At 58.0% G+C, this 21,336-nt stretch carries 22 protein-coding genes and 1 pseudogene; 12 read left to right on the top strand and 11 right to left on the bottom strand.

The features are described 5' to 3' along the window. Nucleotides 1-316 precede the first annotated feature (316 nt). The 5 genes from ACI2JX_RS02310 to ACI2JX_RS02290 all read right to left on the bottom strand — a co-directional run bounded on the left by ACI2JX_RS02310 (nt 317) and on the right by ACI2JX_RS02290 (nt 4,191). Nucleotides 317-679: a hypothetical protein gene (locus ACI2JX_RS02310; RefSeq protein ID WP_021782199.1), complete on the bottom strand. Its 363-nt coding sequence runs from the start codon at nt 677-679 to the stop codon at nt 317-319. Beyond that, nucleotides 676-2,892, bottom strand: a complete 2,217-nt coding sequence (locus tag ACI2JX_RS02305) for a VapE domain-containing protein (protein ID WP_404689260.1) — start codon at nt 2,890-2,892, stop codon at nt 676-678. Before ACI2JX_RS02305 ends, ACI2JX_RS02310 begins: the two co-directional genes overlap by 4 nt. Continuing rightward, on the bottom strand, nt 2,882-2,995 hold the full coding sequence (locus tag ACI2JX_RS02300; protein ID WP_404689518.1) for a TraR/DksA C4-type zinc finger protein: 114 nt from the start codon (nt 2,993-2,995) through the stop codon (nt 2,882-2,884). Before ACI2JX_RS02300 ends, ACI2JX_RS02305 begins: the two co-directional genes overlap by 11 nt. A 97-nt stretch (nt 2,996-3,092) precedes the next feature. Next, a complete protein-coding gene (locus ACI2JX_RS02295; protein ID WP_404689259.1) occupies nt 3,093-3,611 on the bottom strand; it encodes a phage regulatory CII family protein in 519 nt (172 codons plus the stop codon). A 262-nt stretch (nt 3,612-3,873) separates the two neighbouring features. After that, nucleotides 3,874-4,191 carry a hypothetical protein gene (locus tag ACI2JX_RS02290; RefSeq protein ID WP_404689258.1) on the bottom strand — a complete coding sequence of 106 codons (318 nt, stop codon included), beginning with the start codon at nt 4,189-4,191 and terminating at the stop codon, nt 3,874-3,876. A 78-nt stretch (nt 4,192-4,269) separates the two neighbouring features. On the opposite strand from ACI2JX_RS02290, the gene ACI2JX_RS02285 reads away from it, so the two are divergent. Then, nucleotides 4,270-4,986 (top strand): S24 family peptidase, encoded by a 717-nt coding sequence (locus tag ACI2JX_RS02285; RefSeq protein ID WP_404689257.1) that lies wholly within the window; start codon nt 4,270-4,272, stop codon nt 4,984-4,986. 12 nt (nt 4,987-4,998) lie between these two features. Here the strand turns inward: ACI2JX_RS02285 and ACI2JX_RS02280 are convergent, their stop codons facing one another. Then, the gene (locus ACI2JX_RS02280; protein ID WP_404689256.1) at nt 4,999-5,970 is read right to left on the bottom strand and encodes a hypothetical protein; all 972 of its coding nucleotides are present in this window, start codon (nt 5,968-5,970) and stop codon (nt 4,999-5,001) included. Nucleotides 5,971-6,304: 334 nt separating this feature from the next. On the opposite strand from ACI2JX_RS02280, the gene ACI2JX_RS02275 reads away from it, so the two are divergent. From ACI2JX_RS02275 to ACI2JX_RS02250, 6 genes are all read left to right on the top strand, one after another. Beyond that, nucleotides 6,305-6,616 carry a hypothetical protein gene (locus ACI2JX_RS02275; RefSeq protein ID WP_404689255.1) on the top strand — a complete coding sequence of 104 codons (312 nt, stop codon included), beginning with the start codon at nt 6,305-6,307 and terminating at the stop codon, nt 6,614-6,616. Between the two features lie 9 nt (nt 6,617-6,625). Next, nucleotides 6,626-6,910, top strand: a complete 285-nt coding sequence (locus tag ACI2JX_RS02270; RefSeq protein ID WP_108480055.1) for a phage antirepressor KilAC domain-containing protein — start codon at nt 6,626-6,628, stop codon at nt 6,908-6,910. 158 nt (nt 6,911-7,068) lie between these two features. Next, on the top strand, nt 7,069-7,386 hold the full coding sequence (locus ACI2JX_RS02265; RefSeq protein WP_404689254.1) for a pyocin activator PrtN family protein: 318 nt from the start codon (nt 7,069-7,071) through the stop codon (nt 7,384-7,386). Nucleotides 7,387-7,442: 56 nt separating this feature from the next. Beyond that, complete coding sequence (locus tag ACI2JX_RS02260) at nt 7,443-8,396, top strand: hypothetical protein (protein ID WP_404689253.1); 954 nt, start codon at nt 7,443-7,445, stop codon at nt 8,394-8,396. Between the two features lie 421 nt (nt 8,397-8,817). Further along, nucleotides 8,818-9,093, top strand: a complete 276-nt coding sequence (locus tag ACI2JX_RS02255) for a pyocin activator PrtN family protein (protein ID WP_404689252.1) — start codon at nt 8,818-8,820, stop codon at nt 9,091-9,093. 165 nt (nt 9,094-9,258) lie between these two features. After that, nucleotides 9,259-9,867: a hypothetical protein gene (locus ACI2JX_RS02250; protein ID WP_404689251.1), complete on the top strand. Its 609-nt coding sequence runs from the start codon at nt 9,259-9,261 to the stop codon at nt 9,865-9,867. Nucleotides 9,868-10,966: 1,099 nt separating this feature from the next. Here the strand turns inward: ACI2JX_RS02250 and ACI2JX_RS02245 are convergent. Together ACI2JX_RS02245 and ACI2JX_RS02240 are read right to left on the bottom strand one after the other, a co-directional pair. Beyond that, nucleotides 10,967-11,662, bottom strand: coding sequence for a hypothetical protein (locus ACI2JX_RS02245; protein ID WP_404689250.1), 696 nt, complete (start codon nt 11,660-11,662; stop codon nt 10,967-10,969). Nucleotides 11,663-11,799: 137 nt separating this feature from the next. Next, nucleotides 11,800-12,920 (bottom strand): annotated as a pseudogene (locus ACI2JX_RS02240) (tyrosine-type recombinase/integrase). Nucleotides 12,921-13,024: 104 nt separating this feature from the next. Between ACI2JX_RS02240 and dusA the strand changes: the two are divergent. From dusA to ACI2JX_RS02225, 3 genes are all read left to right on the top strand, one after another. Beyond that, the gene (dusA, locus tag ACI2JX_RS02235; protein ID WP_404689249.1) at nt 13,025-14,035 is read left to right on the top strand and encodes a tRNA dihydrouridine(20/20a) synthase DusA; all 1,011 of its coding nucleotides are present in this window, start codon (nt 13,025-13,027) and stop codon (nt 14,033-14,035) included. A gap of 305 nt (nt 14,036-14,340) precedes the next feature. Next, a complete protein-coding gene (gene tal / locus ACI2JX_RS02230; RefSeq protein WP_404689248.1) occupies nt 14,341-15,267 on the top strand; it encodes a transaldolase in 927 nt (308 codons plus the stop codon). 175 nt (nt 15,268-15,442) lie between these two features. Next, a complete protein-coding gene (locus ACI2JX_RS02225; RefSeq protein WP_404689247.1) occupies nt 15,443-17,332 on the top strand; it encodes an alkaline phosphatase D family protein in 1,890 nt (629 codons plus the stop codon). A gap of 115 nt (nt 17,333-17,447) precedes the next feature. On the opposite strand, the gene rssC is transcribed toward ACI2JX_RS02225, so the two are convergent. After that, nucleotides 17,448-17,930, bottom strand: a complete 483-nt coding sequence (rssC, locus tag ACI2JX_RS02220; RefSeq protein ID WP_186555062.1) for an anti-sigma factor antagonist RssC — start codon at nt 17,928-17,930, stop codon at nt 17,448-17,450. Next, the gene (gene rssB / locus ACI2JX_RS02215) at nt 17,927-19,111 is read right to left on the bottom strand and encodes a two-component system response regulator RssB (RefSeq protein ID WP_264235614.1); all 1,185 of its coding nucleotides are present in this window, start codon (nt 19,109-19,111) and stop codon (nt 17,927-17,929) included. The genes rssC and rssB overlap by 4 nt, the downstream gene beginning before the upstream one ends. Before the next feature lie 269 nt (nt 19,112-19,380). On the opposite strand from rssB, the gene ACI2JX_RS02210 reads away from it, so the two are divergent. Further along, nucleotides 19,381-19,680: a PilZ domain-containing protein gene (locus tag ACI2JX_RS02210; protein WP_264235445.1), complete on the top strand. Its 300-nt coding sequence runs from the start codon at nt 19,381-19,383 to the stop codon at nt 19,678-19,680. A 138-nt stretch (nt 19,681-19,818) separates the two neighbouring features. Here ACI2JX_RS02210 and ACI2JX_RS02205 read toward each other — a convergent pair whose 3' ends face one another. Then, a complete protein-coding gene (locus ACI2JX_RS02205) occupies nt 19,819-20,526 on the bottom strand; it encodes a VacJ family lipoprotein (RefSeq protein ID WP_186556354.1) in 708 nt (235 codons plus the stop codon). A gap of 191 nt (nt 20,527-20,717) precedes the next feature. Between ACI2JX_RS02205 and ACI2JX_RS02200 the strand changes: the two genes are divergently transcribed. Beyond that, complete coding sequence (locus tag ACI2JX_RS02200) at nt 20,718-21,281, top strand: phosphonoacetaldehyde phosphonohydrolase-related protein (protein WP_404689246.1); 564 nt, start codon at nt 20,718-20,720, stop codon at nt 21,279-21,281. Nucleotides 21,282-21,336: the final 55 nt, after the last annotated feature.

Below are 21,336 nucleotides of genomic sequence, written 5' to 3'. Positions count from 1 at the left end.
ACCACCCCGGCTTAGCTTCACTTCGGCACTGCCCCATAGGTCCCAAAGGGGGCGGTAATGGTGGGACTTGTTGAGCCCTTGAAAATCAAGGGCTGTCCCACTGTCCAACTGTTTTAACCCTTTCCCGTGTAAAGAGAGAGATTAAAAGCACGCTGCGCGCGATGCGCGCGTAACGCGCTGCATGCGCCCTATGTGCGCGCCTTCGTATGAGCGGTGGGACGGTGGGACAGCCCGCGAATAGCGCGGGCTTGAGCGTGGATCACCTGCAAAAAACGTGGTAGTCCAGTGGCTGGACGGTGGGACCATGCGAGGCGGATCATGCAGCTCGCCCCATGAGCATGCCTGCGATGCAGACGTGCGCCTCATGCAAGCGCTTGTAGTACGTGTCCCGGCTACACCCACAGTGGCGGTACTTCTGGTACAGCTCACTGTCGGCGTTGCAGTAATGCTCATAGACCACCAGGTAGAGCTCCGGTGCCAGATGCTTGTTCACGATGATCTCTATGTCCGCAGACTCGTCCAGCAGCACCTTGCTGCCTCGGGTACCACGGACAAGATCACCCTTACACTCAATCAACAGGCCGAGCATGCTACCAACACCGCCTGCCGAATGACAGGGCTCAGGTGCATGAAGCTCTTGAGCCCACAACTTCAGCATCTCATCGATATGCTTGATCAAAAGCAGTCCTCCTTCGGCGCTGGCGGTTGTTGCTCCAGGGCGCTGGTGCGGCCCCAGCCCTCGGGCTTCTGGTACGCCCAGGGCCGCTTGCCACTCTTCGGAAGCGCGGCGAGCCGTCGACGCCGCCAACCCAGGCGGTGCATGATCGACCCCACACGCATCTGCTCGGGCTTGCCCCAATGGCCGGGGTCCAGGTTGAGCGCCTGACCCAACACCTCGCTCCCGGTGACTGTCTCCCCGGCCTGCGATTCCTCCAGCCATTTGAGGATCGGTCCTTCCCATTCATCCACCACGAAGCGCTCTTCCTGCTCGGTGGTGAACAGTTCTTCCTCTTCGCGGGTGACCCACCAGATGTCACCGGCCTGGTAGCAGAACATGGCCTCGGCCCAAAGCTGGTCACGGACCCGGCGCAACGCCTCCAGATCGACCTTGAAACAGGCGACCGGCCAATAACGGCGGTTACCGGTGGCGTCCTTGAGGTATTCATCTTGGTTGGTAGTGCCCGCGAAAACACACTGGCGTGGCACGTCGCTCGTTCTTCGCCCATAGCTTTCGCGGTAGGTGTCGATGGAGGCCGAGAAGAACTGCTTGGCCTTAGTGCTCTCAGCCTTGTTGAAGCTATCCAGTTCGCCCAGCTCGACGATCCATTTGCCCCGGATCGCCTGGAACGCATCCTTGTCGCCCAAGGTAAACGGCGTGTCCATGAACCATTCGCCACCAAGGATACCCAGCGCCGTGGACTTACCCGCGCCCTGCGCACCCTCAAGGATCATCACCGCATCCGCCTTGCAACCGGGCTTCATCACTCGGGCCACCGCCGAGATCATCCAGCGCTTACCGACCTTGGCGCTGTACTCATTGCGAGGCACACCGAAGATTTCATGGAGCCAGCGCTCAAGGCGTGGCACGCGATCCCATTCCAGCTTGGCCAGGTAGGTGCAGACCGGATGGAAGGCGTTGTCGTGCGCCACAACACTGACGGCCTCGACCACATGCGAGGCCTTGACGCGGAGGCCCTGTTGGGCCAGCCACTTCATTACACGCATGTCGTCGATGTCGCTCCACTCCCCCGGTACGCCACCATAAGGCGCCGCCCGGAGGCGCATGATCTTCGAGCTGAAGGCGTTGTAGCCGATCACACCGCTCCACCGCTCATCGTTGGCCAGGATCAGCTCGACGTTCTGCATGTGCGCGATCAGGGCACCACTCTCGGTCCTCGCCAGCATGTCTTTCCAGCCCCCCGTAGCCGGAGGCTTGATCACCGCCGTGACCTGCCGACGAACTGCCTCGAGACCTTCCGCGCAGTGCAGGTCGTTGAAGTCAGTCCACTTGACCTCGCGGTCGCCCGAAAAGATTGGGCCTACCACCTGGCCGCCGACCACCACAGCCGCGTTATTGGCCTTTTCCTCACCCGGGTTCCAGGGCTCGCCCGTTGGCCGCTTGGTCTTCCAGTCGTCATCCCGGCAGATAATGATGGACCGGCCAGGGAAGCGCTTCCGCATGTGCTTGGCTACCGCCATCAGGTTGCCCGCATCAAACGCGATAGCGACTGCTTGGGAGGTTGCCATGTGCAGGCTAGCGCCGGTGGCGTAACCCTCACACACCAGTACAGGCTCCCCTGGCTCAGGATGGCCACCGATCATGTGGAACGCACCATCCTTGGCCATGCCATGCGGCCAGTAGGACTTGTCGCGCCCGGTATCCTCTTGGACTGTCGGGAAAATCACCTGCAGACCGACGATGGCGTCTTGTGCATTCTGCATTGGGACGAGCACCACGCCCGATTTCGGCGCATAGCGGACGCCGAAGCCGACCACCTGCTTGCGATCCAAATAGGCGCTACGCCCCTTTTCGGGCATGCGCTTGAACAGCGCCTCCGCACGCTTGGCCGCACGACGCGCCGCGTTGGCGGCTACCTCTGTGGCCCGGCGCTTGGCATCAGCTTGCCGTGCACGCATCACCTCACGCTCTTCGGGGGTCAGGCCACGACCGTCGGTTTTCACCTTCTGTGTTTCGCCCAGGCGCCAATCACCAAAGCTGCCGAAGATCAGCGTTTGACCTTTCTCGGTCAAATGCTCGTGTAGGACATACCAACCGTTCTTTTCCTTGCCCTTGTCATCTTTGGTGCGGCAGCGGGTCAGTTTGCCGAAGATCAGAGGCTGGTCAGGCTGAAGGCCGTAGTCGTGCAACTGGTCGAGAACTTTATCGAGCATGACGAGCCCCTTGCTTCTCGTTTAAGACCTGGCAATCCGTGCAACGCATGCAGCCTGGGGCTGCTACCCGGCGTGCCTGAGAGATTGGCTCATCACAATCCACGCACTCTTCAAGAGAGACGCGCACGGGGGCAGGCTTGCGGGCTGCCAGCGCCAAGTCCAAGTGCCATTGGGCGCGATCATTCGCCAAATCAGCAATATCAGCCACGACGCGCCCCCCGAGTGGTCTGGTTGACGTATTCGGCACGGCGGTACATGCCGAGCAAGCCCTGGATGCCCCGAAAGACTTGCTGTTGGATCTCCGCGAGCTCCTGATCGTCGACCTTGCCGTCGCCGATGCTGCGCGCCCAGGTTTCGGACAGGTTGGCGACCTGGCGGAAGAACGCCGCAAGGCCCATGGTCAGGGTTTCGGGAATGTCATGGCTGTAGGCGTCCGAGAGCTCTTGCCAGATGGTGTCGCCGACCAGGGCATGCACCGAATCGAGGATCCGCGGATCCTTGGTCAGCTCAAGGATCTCGCCGAATTCTTGGACGTTGACGATGTGGGTCGGATGGGTGGGAGACAGCTTGTGCTGGAGGGTAGTGGCGTTGCGGCCGGTGGTAGCAGCGATGGCGGCAGCACCACCCGGATAGTCACGTACAGCGTGGTACAGCGCGAGTTCGAGCGGCAGCACCTCGCGCTTGGCGCGCTCGATGCAGCTCATTGGAGTTCGGCTCATGGCATTAATCCTTGTAGGTTGCCAGTGCCAGCGGCGCGTCGTGGTGATACATTTGCCGCGTGGCTTGAGTAGGCCATACGCCGGTTAAACCTCCAAAGGGATACCGGCACCAAGCCGGGGTGTCGATCCGTCGACTACCCCTGGCAAAACTGCCGCCTGATCTGTGGTGGAGATGGCGGCCTCCAGGCTCCATGCCCGGAGTACGTGTTCAAGGGCCGTGGTTGCATGTGGTGTGCCCGCTAATCTTGAACGCGGCCCAGCATTACTGTGGTGGTTTTGCAGGGGGATAAAGGGCGGCCTCAAGGCCGCCTTTTTTCTGCCTCGATGTGGTGCTGTTCGGTGCTACAGCTTTTAACAACCAGTTCGCATCGAAAAAATTACCCCTCTCTCTGGCCGCAGCAGCTAAACGCTCAGCATATTTTGTTTCGCCAGTGTATTCGGTCCGAGGAAACGCAGCTGCCAAGCGCCATTTATTCAGAGCTTGATAGCTTCGATTACACACCTTAGCTGCAGCACCAATCCCTCCTGCCGCCTCGAAAGCAAACGCAATGGCGTTAGGGAAATCCAACGGGTCAAGCATGACGGCCTCCTTAATCAACCGTCAGTTGATATTAAACATCAACTGACTATTGCGCAAGCCTTATGAGACTCTCAACCTATGGTTGATAAAAATGAAATCCGAGCTGAATTCAGCTCCCGCTTACACGAAGCACTGACTGCAGCTGGGATAAGACAGCGAGGCCGGGGCGTTGATGTGCATAAACACCTGAAAAATCTGGGCGTTGTGAAGACGACACAGGCGATCAGCAAATGGTTGAATGGTGAGGCTATACCCGAAGCTGACAGCATTGCGGCCCTAGCCGAATGGCTTGGCGTCAGACGTGAATGGCTTGAATATGGCGTAATGCCTCGAGAGAGTTACCAGGAAATGGCTTTCGACGATGGCGGCAACGTCCAAGCCATCGGCAGGGTGTTTGGAAAGGTGCCCTTAATTTCGTGGGTCCAAGCCGGCGCTTGGTGTGACTCTGCTTCAAATGTTGAAAGCTCCCAAGCAGAATCATGGCTTTCTTGCCCGGTGTCGATTAGCAAAAGTGGCTACGCATTGAGAGTAAGAGGCGACTCGATGACTAACCCTGGCCCAGGTAGGAGTTATCCAGCGGGCTGTATCATCTTTGTAGACCCCGAACTAAAACCTGCTACCGGCGATCGCGTGATCGCCAGTATTCCCCGAACAAATGAAGCTACCTTCAAGGTCCTTGTAGAAGATGCAGGAGTAGCATATCTGCGACCAATCAACCCACAATACCCGGTATTACCAATAACTGAAGAAACATTGATCTGCGGAAAGGTTGTGGGTTCATTCATTCCAGAATAGCTTAAAAAACCATTACAACTGATCAGCTTGAAAAATTGAGACATCACTTCCAAGTGCCTGAATCTCCCTACGCTGGCGCAGAGTCAGTACAATACCAGGCTCGAAAATCAAAATAACATGAACAGTCACTGACTTGTTAGTGATTTCCTTATACACCGCTTTAATGCGCTGCACCTGCTCGCCGACATGCTTCAGCAGCATTATCAAGTTCCGCCCGGTCCTCACGTACTTCACCTCAAACACCACATCTTCAGTGCGTCCGCTTCCTGCCGGTATCAGACCGTCCAACTCAATGCGCGTCTGTTTGCCACGGAGCAAAACTCCCCGTTCGATAGCGGAATTGAAAATCAGCTCCGCCCGGTCTAAGGCCTGGGATTCAAGTTGATACACGCGCATTAGATCTTGTTCTCGTGGAGACAATTTAAAGACACGGTGAGTACCTTCACCAGCATCTTCGACACTTGTCACCTTCGGTTCCACAATATCCTGGGGAGCCTGACCAGTTGGAGGGGCGCTTTCACGCGGTGCTTGCACAGAGGTATCAACGTCCGACGGCGCAGTATGAAGAGAATCAGGGACTGTCGAATCTTCCGCTTGAGTAACTGACTGATCGACATTGATTGTTTCGGACTGCGCAATCGCCTCAGCCTGAGCGAGTTCTCTTTTTAGCAGCTCCAGCTTATCTGCAGTTGACAACTGATTCTTCTTGTAATCAAAGTAATCTTTATTGCCCCTGATGATAGCAGCAAGGTTTTGAAGAAACTCCAGCTCAGTTACACCAGTTGCGATAACAAAGATGGCTATGAAATATGTCGAGACATGATTCGCAAACAAAGCTAATGAAGCGACTAGAAAAATAGCCAGTAATTTCAGCGTGTGGGTTCGAAAACACGGACAGAGCGAAAGCCCCCCGGCGATCACCGCCACAGCGGCAAGACCACCACCCAATGCTTCGAAAAAACTAGTAGGCAAAAAATCTTCCATGATCAACGCTCAGTGAGAGTCAAGAACCGGAAGCTACTAAAAAGCCACCATGCCGTGCAACCATTTGACAGAACCCAAGCCATGGCTTAGCAACCATCAGTTGACTTTTATCAATTGTTGGTTGATATTTGATTCACTCTTCCACCACAGAGTGAAGCCATACCATGCACACCACTGCATCTCTGCACGTCCACCCGGCCGCTGCATCTACTGATCTGATCTTCAAAATCCGCCGCCTAGCCCGGCAACACGGCTGCGAATTTGCCGCCACAAAGCGCCCCGCGACAGCACACGCTACCCGCCCAGTGCCCCCAGACGGTGGGGGACATGCAGCATGAGCTACGCACTGAGCCACAACGCTTTCGCCTGCCTCAAAGCACAGACCAACCTCTCCGGGCAATTCACCCACATCCTCCGCGACGAGGCGAACGGTGCCTGCGCCAAGGCCACGCTGCAGACCGAGGTCTATCTCGACCAGCTCGATGTGATGATCCGCATGGGCTCGACGGTGAATACTCTGAGGCTGCCAGCGAACAGCCTCTCCAGTGCTAGAAAGATCGCAGTCCACCTCGAGGCGATCGCCAATGGCCAGGTTGATACCGCCGCCATGTCTACGACCGATCAATTGCTGGCTGACGCGGCGTAGGAGGAAGCCATGGAACGCAACCTGGCACAAACCGCCAAGCTGTTCGGGATCAGCCGCAACGAACTGATCTGTTTGATGCGCGAGAACGAGCTACTGACCGAGCGCAACCTGCCTCGCTATCCAACCCGGGACCGAGAGTATCTGCGGACCAAAGAGGGACAGTGGTTTCACCCGACCTCAGGCATGCAGTACAGCATGTCGACCCGCGTAAAGCAGGCCGGGATCCCTTGGCTCGCAGAGCGCCTGCAGCTGCAGCTTCCGACACCACCGGAAGACAAGCGTCATGCAGCCTAGGCAATACGCCGCCGAGATTCTCCAGCTCAGGACCCGCGCGGAGCGCAACGCAGCACTCCTGCAGGTCCCCAAAGCCTGGCAGAGCCTGGTACGCAAACACTGCGAAATCACCTGGAACCACCCGTCACGCCACAAGCTCAGGGAGAGCCCGAAGCCTGATGAGCACCACTGACCAACTGGCGCTGCGCTTGCCGCACGCACCTGACGCAACCACGGTAGAACTGCTCTACCGGACCTTCGGCGACGTGCTCATCCCGCTCGACAAGGTGCGCGTGCAGTACTTCCGAAATCTCAACGAAGACACTTTTGCCGAGCAGCTGAAGGTTGGGCGGATCTGCTTGCCCATCACCACGCTGGACAACAGCCAGAAGGCGCTGAAGTTCGCCCACATTCGCCACGTTGCCGCGCTGATCGATAGCAGGGCCTACCTGGCGGATGAAAAGCAAGCGCGGCAGACCGAGCAAGACAAGCAGTAACAACACACCAGCACGGGCCGTCACCACCGGCCTGCACACTACAAGGAGTAAGAACCATGACCACCCAACAGGTCGTCGCCCTCTTCATCATCTGCGCCTTCGTGATCGGGCTGTTTACCTACGCCTATTTCCTTGGGAGAAAAGCAGGTCGCGCCCACCGCCAACCCGGCTTGCTTCTTGATTCCGCGCCGCGCCCAGGACACAACAGCTTCAGCGTCCAGGCATCGCCACAGATCTCGACCCCGAAGGGAAGCGGGTACGCGGTAGCGCGGGCAATCCGCGATGCTATTCCCGCTTCGCTTCGCGATGCTCGGAGTATCGACGCTCAGAAAACAAAGAGTCTCTGCTGCAAAGCAGCAGGCATTATTCAACCTCTCATCAGCCCCGCCGAGGCGCTGATACCCCACGACAAGCTGCGCGAGGCAGCGCTCGCTGATGCAACGCTAATCGCTAGAGATCGGCCGCACGCGCAGCCTGCCGAGGGGTATACGCACACCCCCGCCGTCAGCTGCATTGTCGCCGCCATGGACGTAACACTGGCCGGGCAAGCCGGAACCTATGCCACCTCTGAGCACATGGCGCTGGCGATTGAAGCAGCCCTGCTGCAAGCAGGGTTCCTGAGCCCAGCCGATGAGTCCTGGCAGGTCATGCGTGCCCGCCTGGACGAATTGCTGATCAGCCGCGAGGCAGAGCAGTGTGGGCACCACCGCACCATAGCCAACCTCAAGAGAACGATTATCGAGTTTGAGCAGCGAACACCTTCCCACACCGGTGTGCCGGTGACCAGGTCTGACTACTCCTTCCTGATGCAAACCATTGAAACACTACGCCTAGCCGAACGGACCATGACAGCTTTGAAATCTCAGGTTGCGAAGCAAGCTGGTGAGCAAGCCATCAGCCTCGAGGCGCTTGCAAAGCGTGTCCATGCCCAACTGCGCAGAACCACCGCCATCACAGATGGCACGGAGGAGGCCCATGAGCACGCACGCGCATCAATGGCGCACAACTAATCCTTACGACGGCGCCCATCCCAAACGCAATGACTGCACCTTGTCAGACTCGGAACACTGCGCCATCACCTGGCTCGGCCGGGCTGGACTGTACCGCACCCGGCTTGAAGGAGCGCAGAACGGAGAGCAACGGCTTCAGTCCGTTTCCATTGACCAACTGTTTCAGTCGTCCCGCAGCGACGTACTGTACAGATGTCGGAGCGCCGCAAGAATGGATCGCGAGGTGCTCCATGACTGAGCGCATGCGACCACCCATTGCATCTCATAGCCTCGACCTGCCCGCCATCTGCGATGTCTGCGGCAAAGGCAGATCGACCCGACGACACACCAAATGTAGCCAGATTCGACAGAAGCGCGAGAATGACAAATGGGCAACTTACATGGCCAATGTGGCCGCGAAACGGGCAATGGGGAGACACGCATGAATACCGCTTTCATGCTAATGGCGCAGTACAATGCGAGAGCAATCATTCCGCTGGAGGAGGTTTGTAGAGATTATTTTACCCACCTTACACCTGACATGTTTCAGCGCAAAGTTCTAGCCGGCCAGATCCAGCTGCCTATCACCCGACTCGAGACGAGCCAGAAGAGCGCACGAGGCATTCATATTTCCGATCTGGCGCTTTACCTGGATCAGCAGCGGGATGCTGCGCGGAAAGAGTGTGCGCAGTTGAACAAGACGTTTCGGGCCGGCTAACCGGAGGGCTGCACCTCGTATGGTCAGTTTTGGGTGCGCCTATATGTAAATATTCCGTTCACATACGTCATGTCAGCAATTGAAAACTGTAGGTGCAAACATTCATAGACGAGTTGAGCAAATGTAGGGCATCCTCCAGATCTGGAAACTTGACAGGAGCGGCCAGTGAGTAAGTGGCAATCAGTTTCTCGCGAAATAGGTCTATTCACCGTGTATTGGCTGTGGCTATTGGCCCTCGGGATTCCGACGCTCTGGTTGCTAATAGGAGTGTTTGAGCATTTCGGTGTGCTCGATAGAGATAGCCCCGGTTGGGTACAAGCAGTTGGATCCATTGCAGCAGTTCTGGCTGCGGTTCTGATTGCGAACAAGCAAGGGCGGCAGCAGTCTCAGGAGCGCCAGAGTAAGGATTTGGTTGTCTCCCATCTCGTTGTTGGGGTTGCTACGCGCGCGGCGGAGGTGAGCAACTTGTTGTTCATGAGCTTTAATGATCTACAGCAACAGGTTGCGGAGACAAACGAGGAGATTCTTACTACTGTCGAGTCACAGGTACTGTCCCTAAGAGGAATAAACCCTGTGGACCTCCCCCGGCCAGAGATGGTAGAGCCGTTTCTGAGAATCAAAGCTGCAATGGAACAGAGCCATGTAATGGCTAGCTTACTGGCTAACGGACGCGATGGTCATGTCGATCGACTTCGCTGCGCGACTGTTTTCGCGCACAACTCTCAGGCCGTCCACAAAGCGGCTAAGGAACTGCAGCAGGCTGCGCTTATTTAAGCGTGCGATTGGAGTGATCAGTGAGGCTCCCTAGCCACAAGACCACTCGACGACCGGTTTTGGGCGATAGCTGCCCATCGTAAGAGGCAGGCGCGGCTTCACCGTCAAGCCTCACAGGCATTGCTGCGGGAGTACGCTCTGAGGTTGGCTGAAACCATTTTGGAAGCCGACTTCGCCGGCGATGTGACGAGCTGCACGATATCTACATTGTCGCAATACGTTATCTTCCAAGAGTGAACTACAGCTGCCCCAATAAAATCGCCAACAATGCCAATACGCCGATAGCGAACATGCTGACTAGGGCGTAGAGCCAACTAGACCCCCCGTATATGGCTTTCATACCCCGTTCACTATTGCGCCCAGCGAACCTCATGGCTACACCAATGATCAACAGGACTACCAGTGCGCTTCCTTGGTGTGATTGAACAAAGGCGCAGACTAACTCGCCTATATCGTCTTGTGCTTTCCATTGCCAGAGACCACGTACAATTATCGCACTATAGATACCTAACCATAATCCCCATGCCGCCGTAGTAACCACGAAATATAAAAGTGGTGGCCCACTCAACTCGGGTCGCCATTTACGGAGCACATGAATAAAACCGCAGTGATAAGCCCAACGCAAGAGCGCTAGGACATATACAATTATTGCAGTCAGGGCGAAGACCGCCCAGAATAATAAGCTTTCGGTGTTGTGCAGTCGCAGCAGCAAATCGGCCGAGGGTACCGCAGGAGCGGGCTTGCTCATTTCCAGCCAAAACATCCACTGGTATATCGATTGGGCTGAAGCTGCACATATGCCAGAGACCAACAAAGGCGCGCTTTTGAGTCCTGGAATCCTCGCATATGCCGGCTGAATTTGGTTTGGCTGTCTGACGAAGTCAAGAGGGCGAACAAACATGGGGCCAAGCATTAGAAGGACGTAGGTAGTGACTTTTGCACTGCGAATAAGGCGCCAAGCCTTGCGTAGTAAGGGGGGCATTTTTATACATTCTCGTCTGTAAGAGCATATGCTCGCAAAGAGATAAACGCATTTGTATGAAAACTGCAATCGTCATGTAGGCTCAGAGCTTCAGCTGGATCTCAAAGCTCCAGGACTTTAAGGGTTAATCACCGCGTGCCAACGGAAAAGGCAGACCACTGCCGCGAACCCACTCCAGATGTAGGGAAACAGGTGCTCAGTAGCGTACGAAGTTTTGGTCCAGAGCTTAACCATAGAGAGCCATACACACAGACAAATCAGCCAATACGGACAGTCGCGGTCAACCTGATAAGTTGACGTAGTTACGACCCCACTATCTTTCTCATGACTGACTACACAATAAGCATGAGTCACGATGACATCTTTCATGCCTCGGATGTATCTGCGCTTCTCGGAAGGATTGGTAAAACGCTTGTACTCTGACGTTTCAAAAACACACTTGCTTACGCCATGTTTTAGAGCAGAAGGAATGCTCCCCTTACCACGTTGAAGCACCTCCTTTTCAATTGACCGCCTATTAAGCAACAACATAATATTGCGCACATAATTGCCATAGTAAGCTTTGTACTCCTTGACGCCTGAATACGATATATCCGGCTGCTGCTGATAGAATCTTAACAACAGATAGGCGTTAATTGCAAAGGCGATGAACCAGACGTGCTCGGTATTCCTCCTGAAATCAATTTTGGTGCCTAATACTGACACAGCTTGGAGATCCGCACCAAAAAACCATAGAGCAATGAGTAGGGACGAGAACGCAAGCAGCCAGCCACGCGCTTTTGGGAAAGATCCTTCATCGAAATCAGAACTCACGAAAGACTCCAGACACTCGTTTATTATAGCAGTCCGCTTGACGATTGCCGGGGGCAATCTTACCGAATGCTAGAGAGCAAACGATCGGACAACGCGAATACAAAAGTGATGAACAATTCTGCGCATTACCAAGCCGACTACTCAGCCCGGGCGCCAAGTGTAACCGGAGACCGTACAATCCGCTCCAACCAATTCCATTCTTTATATCGATCGCCCCGTCCGCGGAGGTGGGTATACCGCCGCAGCGAGTTCCAATCCCTATGACCGGAGACGCTCGATACCCGAGGTATGTCCCAATCCATTTCGAACAAGCGGCTTACACCCTCGTGGCGCAAATCATGAAAGTGCAGATCTTCCACGCCCACCATCTTGCATGCCCTCGACCATGCCGTACCTATTGACTCACTGTTGTAAGGGAAGATCTCGGCGCACTGACGCGGCATACTTTGCACAATCTTCCACGCCTCATCCGGCAAATGGCACCACACATCGTTGCCGATCTTTTGTCCAGGATTTTTCATGTCCCGAACTTTCACCGCCTGACGATGCTCGTCTAGATCCTCCCACAAGATCCGGGCGATTTCGTCCATACGGCGCGTAGAGAAAATGGCAAACGCCACGACTTTTGGCATGTGGATGACCGTCGGTCGACGTCCCAACATATCGAAGAAATACTCAAGCACTTCATGGAGTTCCTGCAGGCTAGGCCGACGGTCCCGCTCGCGGCTTTTCATGTTGTAGCCGAGTCGCTTCAACACAAGGCGCGCATCGGGCATAGCTTGCGGGTTGATCTCGTATTCCCACGCTGCTCTGGCAAGCGAGAGTACTGAGCCCAGGTGGGCCAAATCGTTGCCCGCCGTCTGCGGTTTAACGCCGCCTCCTTCAGGGCTCATACGCCACAGGGCGTAGTCCACCAATACTTGCTGAGAGATATCAGAGTCGACCAATTCCCCCAAATACGTGCCACTGATGGCCAAGAGGGTCTGTCGCTTCGTCTTACCCAGCGGCCGGGCTTTCTCGGCCTCGACCAAATACCGATCAATCATGTCCTTGACCGCGTGCCCCCACGGTTGGCACGCTCGATCGCACCCGGTTCCGCCAACTCTGTCTCTCGTCGCTTCGCCCAGGCTTGTGCAGCCTGCTTACGGGCGAAGGTCTGGGCTTCTTGGTAGACTAAGACACCCTTTTTCTTGAGGCGGATTTGGACGGTATAACTGACCGTTCCATCGGCCTTTTTCCTTGCTCTGATCGTTGCCATAGCTTCCGGTGGTACAAGGGTTACTGACGGTGGTACATCGTACCACTGTCACACCAGAAACGCCCGAAAACCCAGGAAAATGGTGCCAAAATGCGTAGACCCGAATGCCCCTAGAATCAGCCTCAAAGCCACAAAGCACGCGCCCTGAGCCCTCCCGCCGCTTCAGCGTTGCACCGATGATGGACTGGACCGACCGCCACTGTCGGTTCTTCCTGCGCCTGCTCTCCAAGCACACCCTGCTCTACACCGAAATGGTCACCACCGGCGCCCTGCTGCACAACGACGCCGACCGTTTCCTGCGCCATGACGTCTCCGAGCACCCGCTGGCCCTGCAACTGGGTGGTAGCGTGCCGGCTGACTTGGCGGCCTGCGCGCGGCTGGCCGAGCAGGCGGGCTACGATGAGGTCAACCTCAATGTCGGCTGCCCCAGCGACCGGGTGCAGAACAACATGATCGGTGCCTGCCTGATGGCCCACCCGGCACTGGTGGCCGATTGCGTCAAGGCCATGCGTGATGCGGTGGCGACGCCGATTACCGTCAAGCATCGCATCGGTATCAACGGGCGTGACAGCTATGCCGAGCTGTGCGATTTCGTCGGCCAGGTGCGCGAGGCGGGCTGCCGTAGTTTCACCGTGCATGCGCGGATTGCGATTCTTGAGGGTCTGTCGCCCAAGGAGAACCGGGAGATCCCGCCGCTGCGCTATGACGTCGCGGCGCAGTTGAAGGCGGACTTCCCGGATCTGGAAATCGTGCTCAACGGTGGGATCAAGACGCTGGATGAGTGCCGCACGCACCTGACGACCTTCGATGGGGTGATGCTGGGGCGCGAGGCGTACCACAATCCGTATGTGCTGGCCGAAGTGGATCAGCAGCTGTTTGGCAGTGACGCGCCGGTGGTTAGCCGCAGTGAGGCGATGGAGCGGCTGCGACCTTACATCGTTGCGCATATCGACAGCGGTGGCGCCATGCACCATGTAACGCGGCATATTCTCGGGCTTGGCCAGGGCTTTCCGGGGGCGCGGCGGTTCCGCCAATTGCTGTCGGCGGATATTCACAAGACTGACGCGCCGTTGGCGGTGCTGGATCAGGCTGCTGAATTGCTGCAGGGTCGCTGAGCTAGGGTATTGCCAAAGATGAGTGGGGGCTGGGCTGGCCTCTTCGCGGGTCGCGCAATGCGTGCATCAAGCAAGCGGGCGGAACCCTGGGCTGGGTTTTGACTCGAAGCTTCACCTTTCGTATAGCCTGGGGATCTCGGTACGGCCGTCGATCCCGAGGCTGGTACTCAGCCCATCGCGGGGCACGCCCGCTGCTACAGGGTTTTGCGTGAATTCGCGATGGTTGTGCCTGACACTCTGACGGCCCTTGAGCGGCCGTCGGGGGTCGGGTAATGTCGAGTCATTGCACAGGACAGAGCACGCCCATGACCTCCAAGCTGGAACAACTCAAGCAGTTCACCACCGTGGTCGCCGACACCGGGGACCTGGACGCCATCACTCGGCTCAAGCCGGTCGATGCCACCACCAACCCGTCGCTGCTGCTCAAGGCCGCAGCCATCCCTGGCTATGCCGATCTGCTCAAGCAAGTGAAGGCCGATAGCAAGGGCAATGTCGACCTGGCCTGCGACAAGTTCGCCGTAGCCGTGGGCGCGGGGATTCTCAAGGTCATTCCGGGGCGGATCTCGACTGAAGTCGACGCACGGCTGTCGTTCGATGAGCCTGCGCTGCTAGCCAAGGCCCGTCAGTTGATCGAGCTGTACGATGGCGCTGGCATCGGCCGCGATCGCGTGCTGATCAAGCTGGCCTCGACCTGGGAAGGCATTCGCGCTGCCGAGAAGCTGGAGAAGGAAGGCATCCAGACCAACCTGACCTTGTTGTTCTCCTTCGCCCAAGCCCAGGCCTGCGCCGATGCCGGGGTGTTCCTGATCTCGCCGTTCGTAGGACGGATCTACGACTGGTACAAGAAAAGTACCGGCAAGGAGTACGTCGGCGCCGAAGATCCAGGCGTGCAGTCGGTCACGCGTATCTACGACTACTACAAGACCAACGGTTACAACACCGTGGTGATGGGCGCGAGCTTCCGCAACATCGGCCAGATCGAGCACCTGGCTGGCTGCGATCGCCTGACCATCAGCCCTGAACTGCTGCAACAGCTGAGCGATGATCAGGGCGAGCTGCCGCGCATCCTCAAGCCAGGCAATCAAGGCGAGGCCAAACAGCAACTGAGCGAGAGCCAGTTCCGTTGGGCGATGAACGAAGATGCAATGGGTACCGAGAAGCTGGCCGAGGGGATTCGCCAGTTCGCCCGGGACCAGGAAAAGCTGGAAGCACTGCTGGCAGAAAAAGCCTGATACAAATCGGGTTTGCCTGACGGGCGCAAAGTGCCGAGCATCTTGCGCCCATTGCTTACAAGTCCGGATGTTGTGTTGAATTTGCTGACCTCTTCGCGGGCAAGCCCGCTCCTACAGGGACTGCGCGTATCCTGCGGGGGCGGGCTTGGCTTGCTGCTACCCATTTGAGCTGTCGATGACACCCTCTGCCGATCTCCTCCCCCCCGTCTTGGCCGGGCCTGTGCTGCGCCGCCTGGAACCCCAGCGCCTGGCCATCTGGCTGGTCGGTTCGCAACCGCTTGATCCGCGCTTTATTCTCGACTGCCCAGGCATCCAGGCGAGCGTTGACTGCCAAGTGATTGCAATGGGTACGCACGCATTCGTACACCTGCTGGATGTCCACTTCGACACCCCGTTGCCGTGCAACGTGGCGATTGAATACGACCTGCAGTTGAGCACCGGTGAAGGCATTGCCGCCTGGGCGCCGCACCTGCTGTATCCCGGCGCCAGCCGGCCAAGCGTGGTCTTGCGCGAGCGGATCGAACAGCTGCTCCACGGCTCGTGCCGTAAGCCTCATCATCCGGCTGCCGACGGCCTGCTCTGCGCCGACCGGCTACTGCAAGACTGCGCCAGCCCCGAGCAGCGCCCTGCCCTGTTACTGATGAGCGGCGACCAGGTCTATGCCGACGATGTCGCCGGCCCGATGCTGCGCGCCATCCATCGTTTGATCGAGCGCCTGGGCCTGTTCGAGGAAGCGCTGGACGGCGCCTTGGTCGACGACAGCACAGCGCTGTATCGCCATCCAGCTTGCTATTACCACCGCGCCGACCTGCTGCCGGCTCAGGAGAGCAACGAGAGCCTGCGCGAACGCTTCTTCGGCGGCAAGCGCAAGCCGATTTTCTCCTCGAGCAACGCCGACAACCACCTGGTGACCTTCGCTGAGGTGATGGCGATGTATCTGTTGGTCTGGTCGCCGACGCCGTGGGCGCTGGTAGACATGAACATGCCCGAGGGTCTCACCAAACAGCGGCAGGCGCGCTACCACGCAGAGCTGCCGCTGATCGAAGCCTTCGCTGTTGGCCTTGGCCAGGTGGCACGGGTAATGGCGCACCTGCCCTGCCTGATGATCTTCGACGACCACGATATTACCGACGACTGGAACCTTTCGGCGCAATGGGAAGAAACGGCCTACGGCCATCCGTTTTCGCGACGGATCATCGGTAATGCCTTGCTCGGCTACTTGCTCTGCCAGGGTTGGGGCAACGATCCAGATAGCTGCAAAGAACTGGTCCAACACTGCGCGACGCTGGGCGATAACAGTATCGAGCGGCATCTGAACAAACAGGCTCAGGACACCCTGATTGGCGAACTGCTGCGCTTTCAGGGCTGGCAGTACGATCTGCCGAGCAATCCGCCGCTGTTGGTGCTCGACACCCGCACCCGGCGCTGGCGCAGTGAGAGCAGCCTGAAAAAGCCTTCCGGCTTGCTCGACTGGGAGGCGCTGAGTGAACTGCAGCAGTCGCTGCTCGATCACCCGTCGGCGATTATCGTCTCACCGGCGCCGATCTTCGGGGTAAAGCTGATTGAAACCGTGCAGCGGGTATTTAGCTGGTGCGGTTATCCGCTACTGGTGGATGCGGAAAACTGGATGGCCCACCGCGGTGCTGCGCAGGTGATCCTGAATATCTTCCGCCATTCGCGCACACCGGGGCATTACGTGGTGCTGTCGGGGGATGTGCACTATTCGTTCGTCTATGAGGTGATGATCCGCCATCGCCAGCGCAATCCGCACCTGTGGCAGATCACCAGCAGCGGGATCAAGAACGAGTTTCCCAAGCGTTTGCTGGATGTGCTCGACAGGCTTAATCGCTGGCTGTATTCGCCACGCTCACCGCTCAACTGGTTTACCAAGCGGCGCTTGATGGAAGTGGCGCCGCGCTTGCCGAGCCGCAGTGAGGCTGGCGAGCGCTTGTGGAATAGCGCCGGCCTGGGGCAGGTGTTTTTCAATGCGCAGGGGCAGCCGGAGCGGGTGTTTCAGTTGAATGCCGATGGCTCGACGGCGAATGAGTTTGTCCGGGATCAGTGAGCCTGGCGGACTGGGCGGTGATTGAGCTGACGCCTTCACGGGGCAAGCCCGCGCCTACAGGGGCGCGGTGATCACAGGGTTTGGATTGCCGCGATCATGTGTGAGCGGCTTCGAATCATGACCGCTCCAGCGCGCTCACCAGGTCATGGAACGCTTCACGGTTGGAATCGTTGAGGCCCATGAGGATCTTGTGCGCCTCGAGCACTTTGGAGCGCACTACGTCTTCGTTCTGGTCCTGCGATGGCAGGTCGGTCAGGCACTCTGGGCAGGGTACTGGACGATCGACGATGTTGAACACCTGATCGAACCCCATCGACTGCAACAAGCGCGAGATATCCGGGTTGGTGGTGACCACGGTCGGCAACAGGCCGACCTTCTGCCGGGACAGTATGGACAGCTTGGCCAACAGGCCTAGCGTAGTGCTGTCGATACTTTCGGTCTCGGTCAAGTCGATGACGATGGCCGAGAAGTTCAGCGCGGTGAAGATCTTCTCGATCGTCGCATCCAAGGCCGAACACAGGGTCAGGCGCACTTCACCGACGAATTTCAGTACGAAGGTACCGCTCTGCTCGGCGAACTGGATTCTACCGGTACTCATTGAAGGTTCCTGCTCAACACCAATAGGGCGATATCATCCGGCATCTCCCCAAGCGTAGCCAATCCGAAACGTTGGCGCAGCCCATCCAGGCTGCCACCCGCTGCTTTGACGATATCCGGCAAGGCAGCTTCTTTATCTTTGAGCGTGTCCCCAGGCAAAAGGTCCAGTATGCCGTCCGACATCAGGCTGAGGCTGAACTGCTCGGGCAGCTCCATGACCACATCCTGATAGGTTGCCTCTTCGAACAAGCCAACCGGCAGACCGCGGCCCTCGAGGTAGCGGGCCTGACCTGGGGTGTACAGCACCGGCAGCGGCAGGTGGCCACCGACGGCGTAGGTTAGTAGACCCGTATCCTGGTCGATCACGCCACCGACCATGGTCACATGCTTGCCCAGCTTGCAGTTGATCAGCCCACGGTTGATGTGGCTGAGCACTTCCGAGGGTTTGAAATCACGCATCTTGCCGCCGCGCTTGAATTCGAACAGCAGGCGGGTGGTCATGAATTTCAGCAATACCGTGACAAACGCCGACGAGGCACCATGGCCGGAGACATCTGCCAGGTAAAACGCAATGCGCCGATCATCCACGCGGAAGTAATCGGAAAAATCACCCGACAGGTACAGCGACGGGATGATCTGGTGCTCGAAGGCGAAGTCATCCACCACCCACGGGCTCTCGGGCAGCATGTTCATCTGCACCTGGCGCCCGGCGGTCTGGTCTTCCTGCAACAGGTGCAGGCTGGCCTCAAGCTCGCGGTTGGCCGCTTCCAGCTTGTCGCGGTAGCGTTGGTTTTCCAACACCAGGCGTGAGCGATCGAGGGCGCGGCGCACCGAGTGCTCGAGGACGGCGAGGTCTTCGAGCGGCTTGATCAGGTAATCGGCAGCGCCCAGGCGCAAGGCCTCGACGGCGTCGCTCATGACACCGGCACCGGACACCACGATCACCGGCAACTGAGGGGCCAGCTCGCTGATCCGACGGATCAGTTCGAGGCCGCCCATCTGCGGCATGCGCAGATCGCAGATCACGAGATCGGGCTGGTGTTCTTCGAAGACCTGAAGCCCCTGCTGGCCATTGCCGGCCTGAAGGACGCTGAAGCCACTGTCTTCCAGATAGGCGGCGAGGCTCGCACGGACCACGTCGTCGTCATCGATGATCAGCAGCGTTGCACTGGTTTTCTGCATGTGGGCGAACGGCGCCGGATTGGGTTGGCGTAGGATCGTCATGAAAAGCGACGAGCACTACTGGAATACTCTTTGGCTGCTCTACTCTTTGAGTTGTAGGACAAGAACCCTTGTCCGGCAACCAGCAGAGGTGCCCTGTAAGGCGCAGACGGTACTCCCATCCGCCAGGCGTTTCAAGCATGCGAGGGTCGGGTGCAGTGCACTTTACCGGGCAAATTGCTGAGAGTTATAAGAAACCCGTAGAACGCAACCCGATGAAAGGATCATGCATGCACCAGACACCCAGTAATCACAGCGAAAAGCGCGATTTCATCCGCATGCGAATCGATGCCCAGGTCAGCCTGCTGCATGCTGGCCAGGTGATTTCTGCGGTATGCGTGGACCTGTCCAGCAGCGGCATGCAGATCAAGGCCCCGCAACGCTACCAGGTAGGCGACCAGATCGAGGTGAGCATTGACTCCGACCACCCGGCGCTCAAGGGTTTGCACGCCAGTACCGAGGTGGTGTGGATCGCCGATCAGCCTGGCGGCCAGCAGAAGTTCGGCCTGCGGATTCTGGCGATGCATTGATCTGTTACGAAAAAACAGGGGCCGCTTCGCCGCCCTTCGCGGGCAAGCCCGCTCCCACCAGTACAGCGTCGAACCCTGTGGGAGCGGGCTTGCCCGCGAAGGGCGGCGAAGCGGCCCCAGTTTCACAAAATACTGAGATCAGAAGTCGTCTTCGACTTCGCCATCCTTGACCTTGAACTCGCGATTCTGCAAGTACGCGTTGCGAATGAACACGTACTTGTCGCCACTGATCAGCTTCTCGGCCGACAGCAGGCTGGCGCGGGTGTCGATGATGTCCACGGGAATGATCGAGTTACGCGTCGGCACGTGGTCGATGTAGCGGTAGGGTTCGGTGTAGGTGTCCGGATACTTGGCCAGGCCATCGCGCACGGTGCTTGGGCCAAGCAGTGGGATAACCACATACGGGCCGCTGGCTACGCCCCAGTAACCCAGGGTCTGGCCGAAGTCTTCGTCGTTGCGCTGCAGGCCCATCTTGGTGCCGACGTCGAAGAAACCGCCCAGGCCAAAGGTGGTGTTGACGATCAACCGCGCGGTATCCACGCCAGCCGCGTGCGGCTTGAGCTGCAGGACATTGTTGGCCAGGTTGGTAACATCGCCCAGGTTACGGAAGATGTTGTGAATGCCGTCTTCGAGAAACTGCGGGGTGATCGCCTGGTAACCCTGGGCCAGCGGCTTGAGGGCATAGGTATCAAGGGTGTCGTTGAACCTGAAGATCGGGCGGTTGACCGCCTCCCAGGGATCTTCTTCGGTCGCCGCCTGGGTGGCCGCCACGGGCGCCAATAGCAGGCTGGCGCAGACACAGGCGTGGGTGATTCGCTCGATCACTCCGGCACCGATCCTATGCATAGATGTTTCTCCATCGGATTTCACGGTCGCAGGCGCCTTGGTGCGCTGCTTAAGAAGGCGACAGTATAAAGGGTCGCTGGCTGATAAACAGCCTTACACATTATTGCTCAACATTTTGTGAACATCTGTTGCGAAGTCATCCCACGGTAACAATCGACGCATAGCCTGCGCAGTATTTCAGGGACGTTACCATGCACGACGCACCCGCCTTCACCGCTGTGCTCTTCGGCTTGCGCAGCTGCCTGGTCCAGCCAGCCGAGGGCAACCCCCTCCCCGCCCCCGGCGCCCTGCAAACCCTAGCCGGCCTGCGTCAGCAACGCATTCCCTGCATCTGGCTCGATGAACTCAACACCGCCCAAGGCGAGCGCTTGGCCAGTGTGCTGCCTGAGTGGCTACCGGGGCAGCTGACCGCCTCTCCCCCTTGGCCTGCGCCCAACGCCTGCTGGCACGCGCTGATGCAATTGCAAAGCCAGCAGCTAGACGGTTGCGTGGTGGTCAGCGGCGACCCGCGCTTGCTGCGGTGCGGGCTCAACGCTGGGCTGTGGACGGTAGGCCTGGCGGCCTGTAGCCCCTCGTGCGATCTTTCCTCGACCCAGTGGCAAGCCATGAACCCGCAAGATCGCGAGCTCGCGCGAGGCAAGGCGACCCTTGAGCTGTTCAGCCTGGGCGTGCACTCGGTAATCGATCATCTGGAAGCACTCGATACCTGCCTGGCGGACATCGCCCAACGTCGGCGCAAGGGCGAAAAACCCTGACACAGGGTGATTGACGCGGATCATGCAAAGCAGCGGCGAGTGGATTACGCTTGAA

The organism is Pseudomonas sp. NPDC088890, assembly GCF_044900155.1.
Lineage (GTDB): Bacteria > Pseudomonadota > Gammaproteobacteria > Pseudomonadales > Pseudomonadaceae > Aquipseudomonas > Aquipseudomonas urmiensis.
This window is presented reverse-complemented; position numbering and strand designations above follow the sequence as displayed.

What these genes read in the sequence shown, in the direction of transcription:
- ACI2JX_RS02305 (WP_404689260.1), bottom strand. Translation starts at nt 2,892, where the DNA reads ATGCTCGATAAAGTTCTCGACCAGTTGCACGACTACGGCCTTCAGCCT.
- ACI2JX_RS02295 (WP_404689259.1), bottom strand. Translation starts at nt 3,611, where the DNA reads ATGAGCCGAACTCCAATGAGCTGCATCGAGCGCGCCAAGCGCGAGGTG.
- ACI2JX_RS02290 (WP_404689258.1), bottom strand. Translation starts at nt 4,191, where the DNA reads ATGCTTGACCCGTTGGATTTCCCTAACGCCATTGCGTTTGCTTTCGAG.
- ACI2JX_RS02285 (WP_404689257.1), top strand. Translation starts at nt 4,270, where the DNA reads ATGGTTGATAAAAATGAAATCCGAGCTGAATTCAGCTCCCGCTTACAC.
- ACI2JX_RS02280 (WP_404689256.1), bottom strand. Translation starts at nt 5,970, where the DNA reads ATGGAAGATTTTTTGCCTACTAGTTTTTTCGAAGCATTGGGTGGTGGT.
- ACI2JX_RS02275 (WP_404689255.1), top strand. Translation starts at nt 6,305, where the DNA reads ATGAGCTACGCACTGAGCCACAACGCTTTCGCCTGCCTCAAAGCACAG.
- ACI2JX_RS02270 (WP_108480055.1), top strand. Translation starts at nt 6,626, where the DNA reads ATGGAACGCAACCTGGCACAAACCGCCAAGCTGTTCGGGATCAGCCGC.
- ACI2JX_RS02265 (WP_404689254.1), top strand. Translation starts at nt 7,069, where the DNA reads ATGAGCACCACTGACCAACTGGCGCTGCGCTTGCCGCACGCACCTGAC.
- ACI2JX_RS02260 (WP_404689253.1), top strand. Translation starts at nt 7,443, where the DNA reads ATGACCACCCAACAGGTCGTCGCCCTCTTCATCATCTGCGCCTTCGTG.
- ACI2JX_RS02255 (WP_404689252.1), top strand. Translation starts at nt 8,818, where the DNA reads ATGAATACCGCTTTCATGCTAATGGCGCAGTACAATGCGAGAGCAATC.
- dusA (WP_404689249.1), top strand. Translation starts at nt 13,025, where the DNA reads ATGCCCCTAGAATCAGCCTCAAAGCCACAAAGCACGCGCCCTGAGCCC.
- tal (WP_404689248.1), top strand. Translation starts at nt 14,341, where the DNA reads ATGACCTCCAAGCTGGAACAACTCAAGCAGTTCACCACCGTGGTCGCC.
- ACI2JX_RS02225 (WP_404689247.1), top strand. Translation starts at nt 15,443, where the DNA reads ATGACACCCTCTGCCGATCTCCTCCCCCCCGTCTTGGCCGGGCCTGTG.
- rssC (WP_186555062.1), bottom strand. Translation starts at nt 17,930, where the DNA reads ATGAGTACCGGTAGAATCCAGTTCGCCGAGCAGAGCGGTACCTTCGTA.
- rssB (WP_264235614.1), bottom strand. Translation starts at nt 19,111, where the DNA reads ATGCAGAAAACCAGTGCAACGCTGCTGATCATCGATGACGACGACGTG.
- ACI2JX_RS02210 (WP_264235445.1), top strand. Translation starts at nt 19,381, where the DNA reads ATGCACCAGACACCCAGTAATCACAGCGAAAAGCGCGATTTCATCCGC.
- ACI2JX_RS02205 (WP_186556354.1), bottom strand. Translation starts at nt 20,526, where the DNA reads ATGCATAGGATCGGTGCCGGAGTGATCGAGCGAATCACCCACGCCTGT.
- ACI2JX_RS02200 (WP_404689246.1), top strand. Translation starts at nt 20,718, where the DNA reads ATGCACGACGCACCCGCCTTCACCGCTGTGCTCTTCGGCTTGCGCAGC.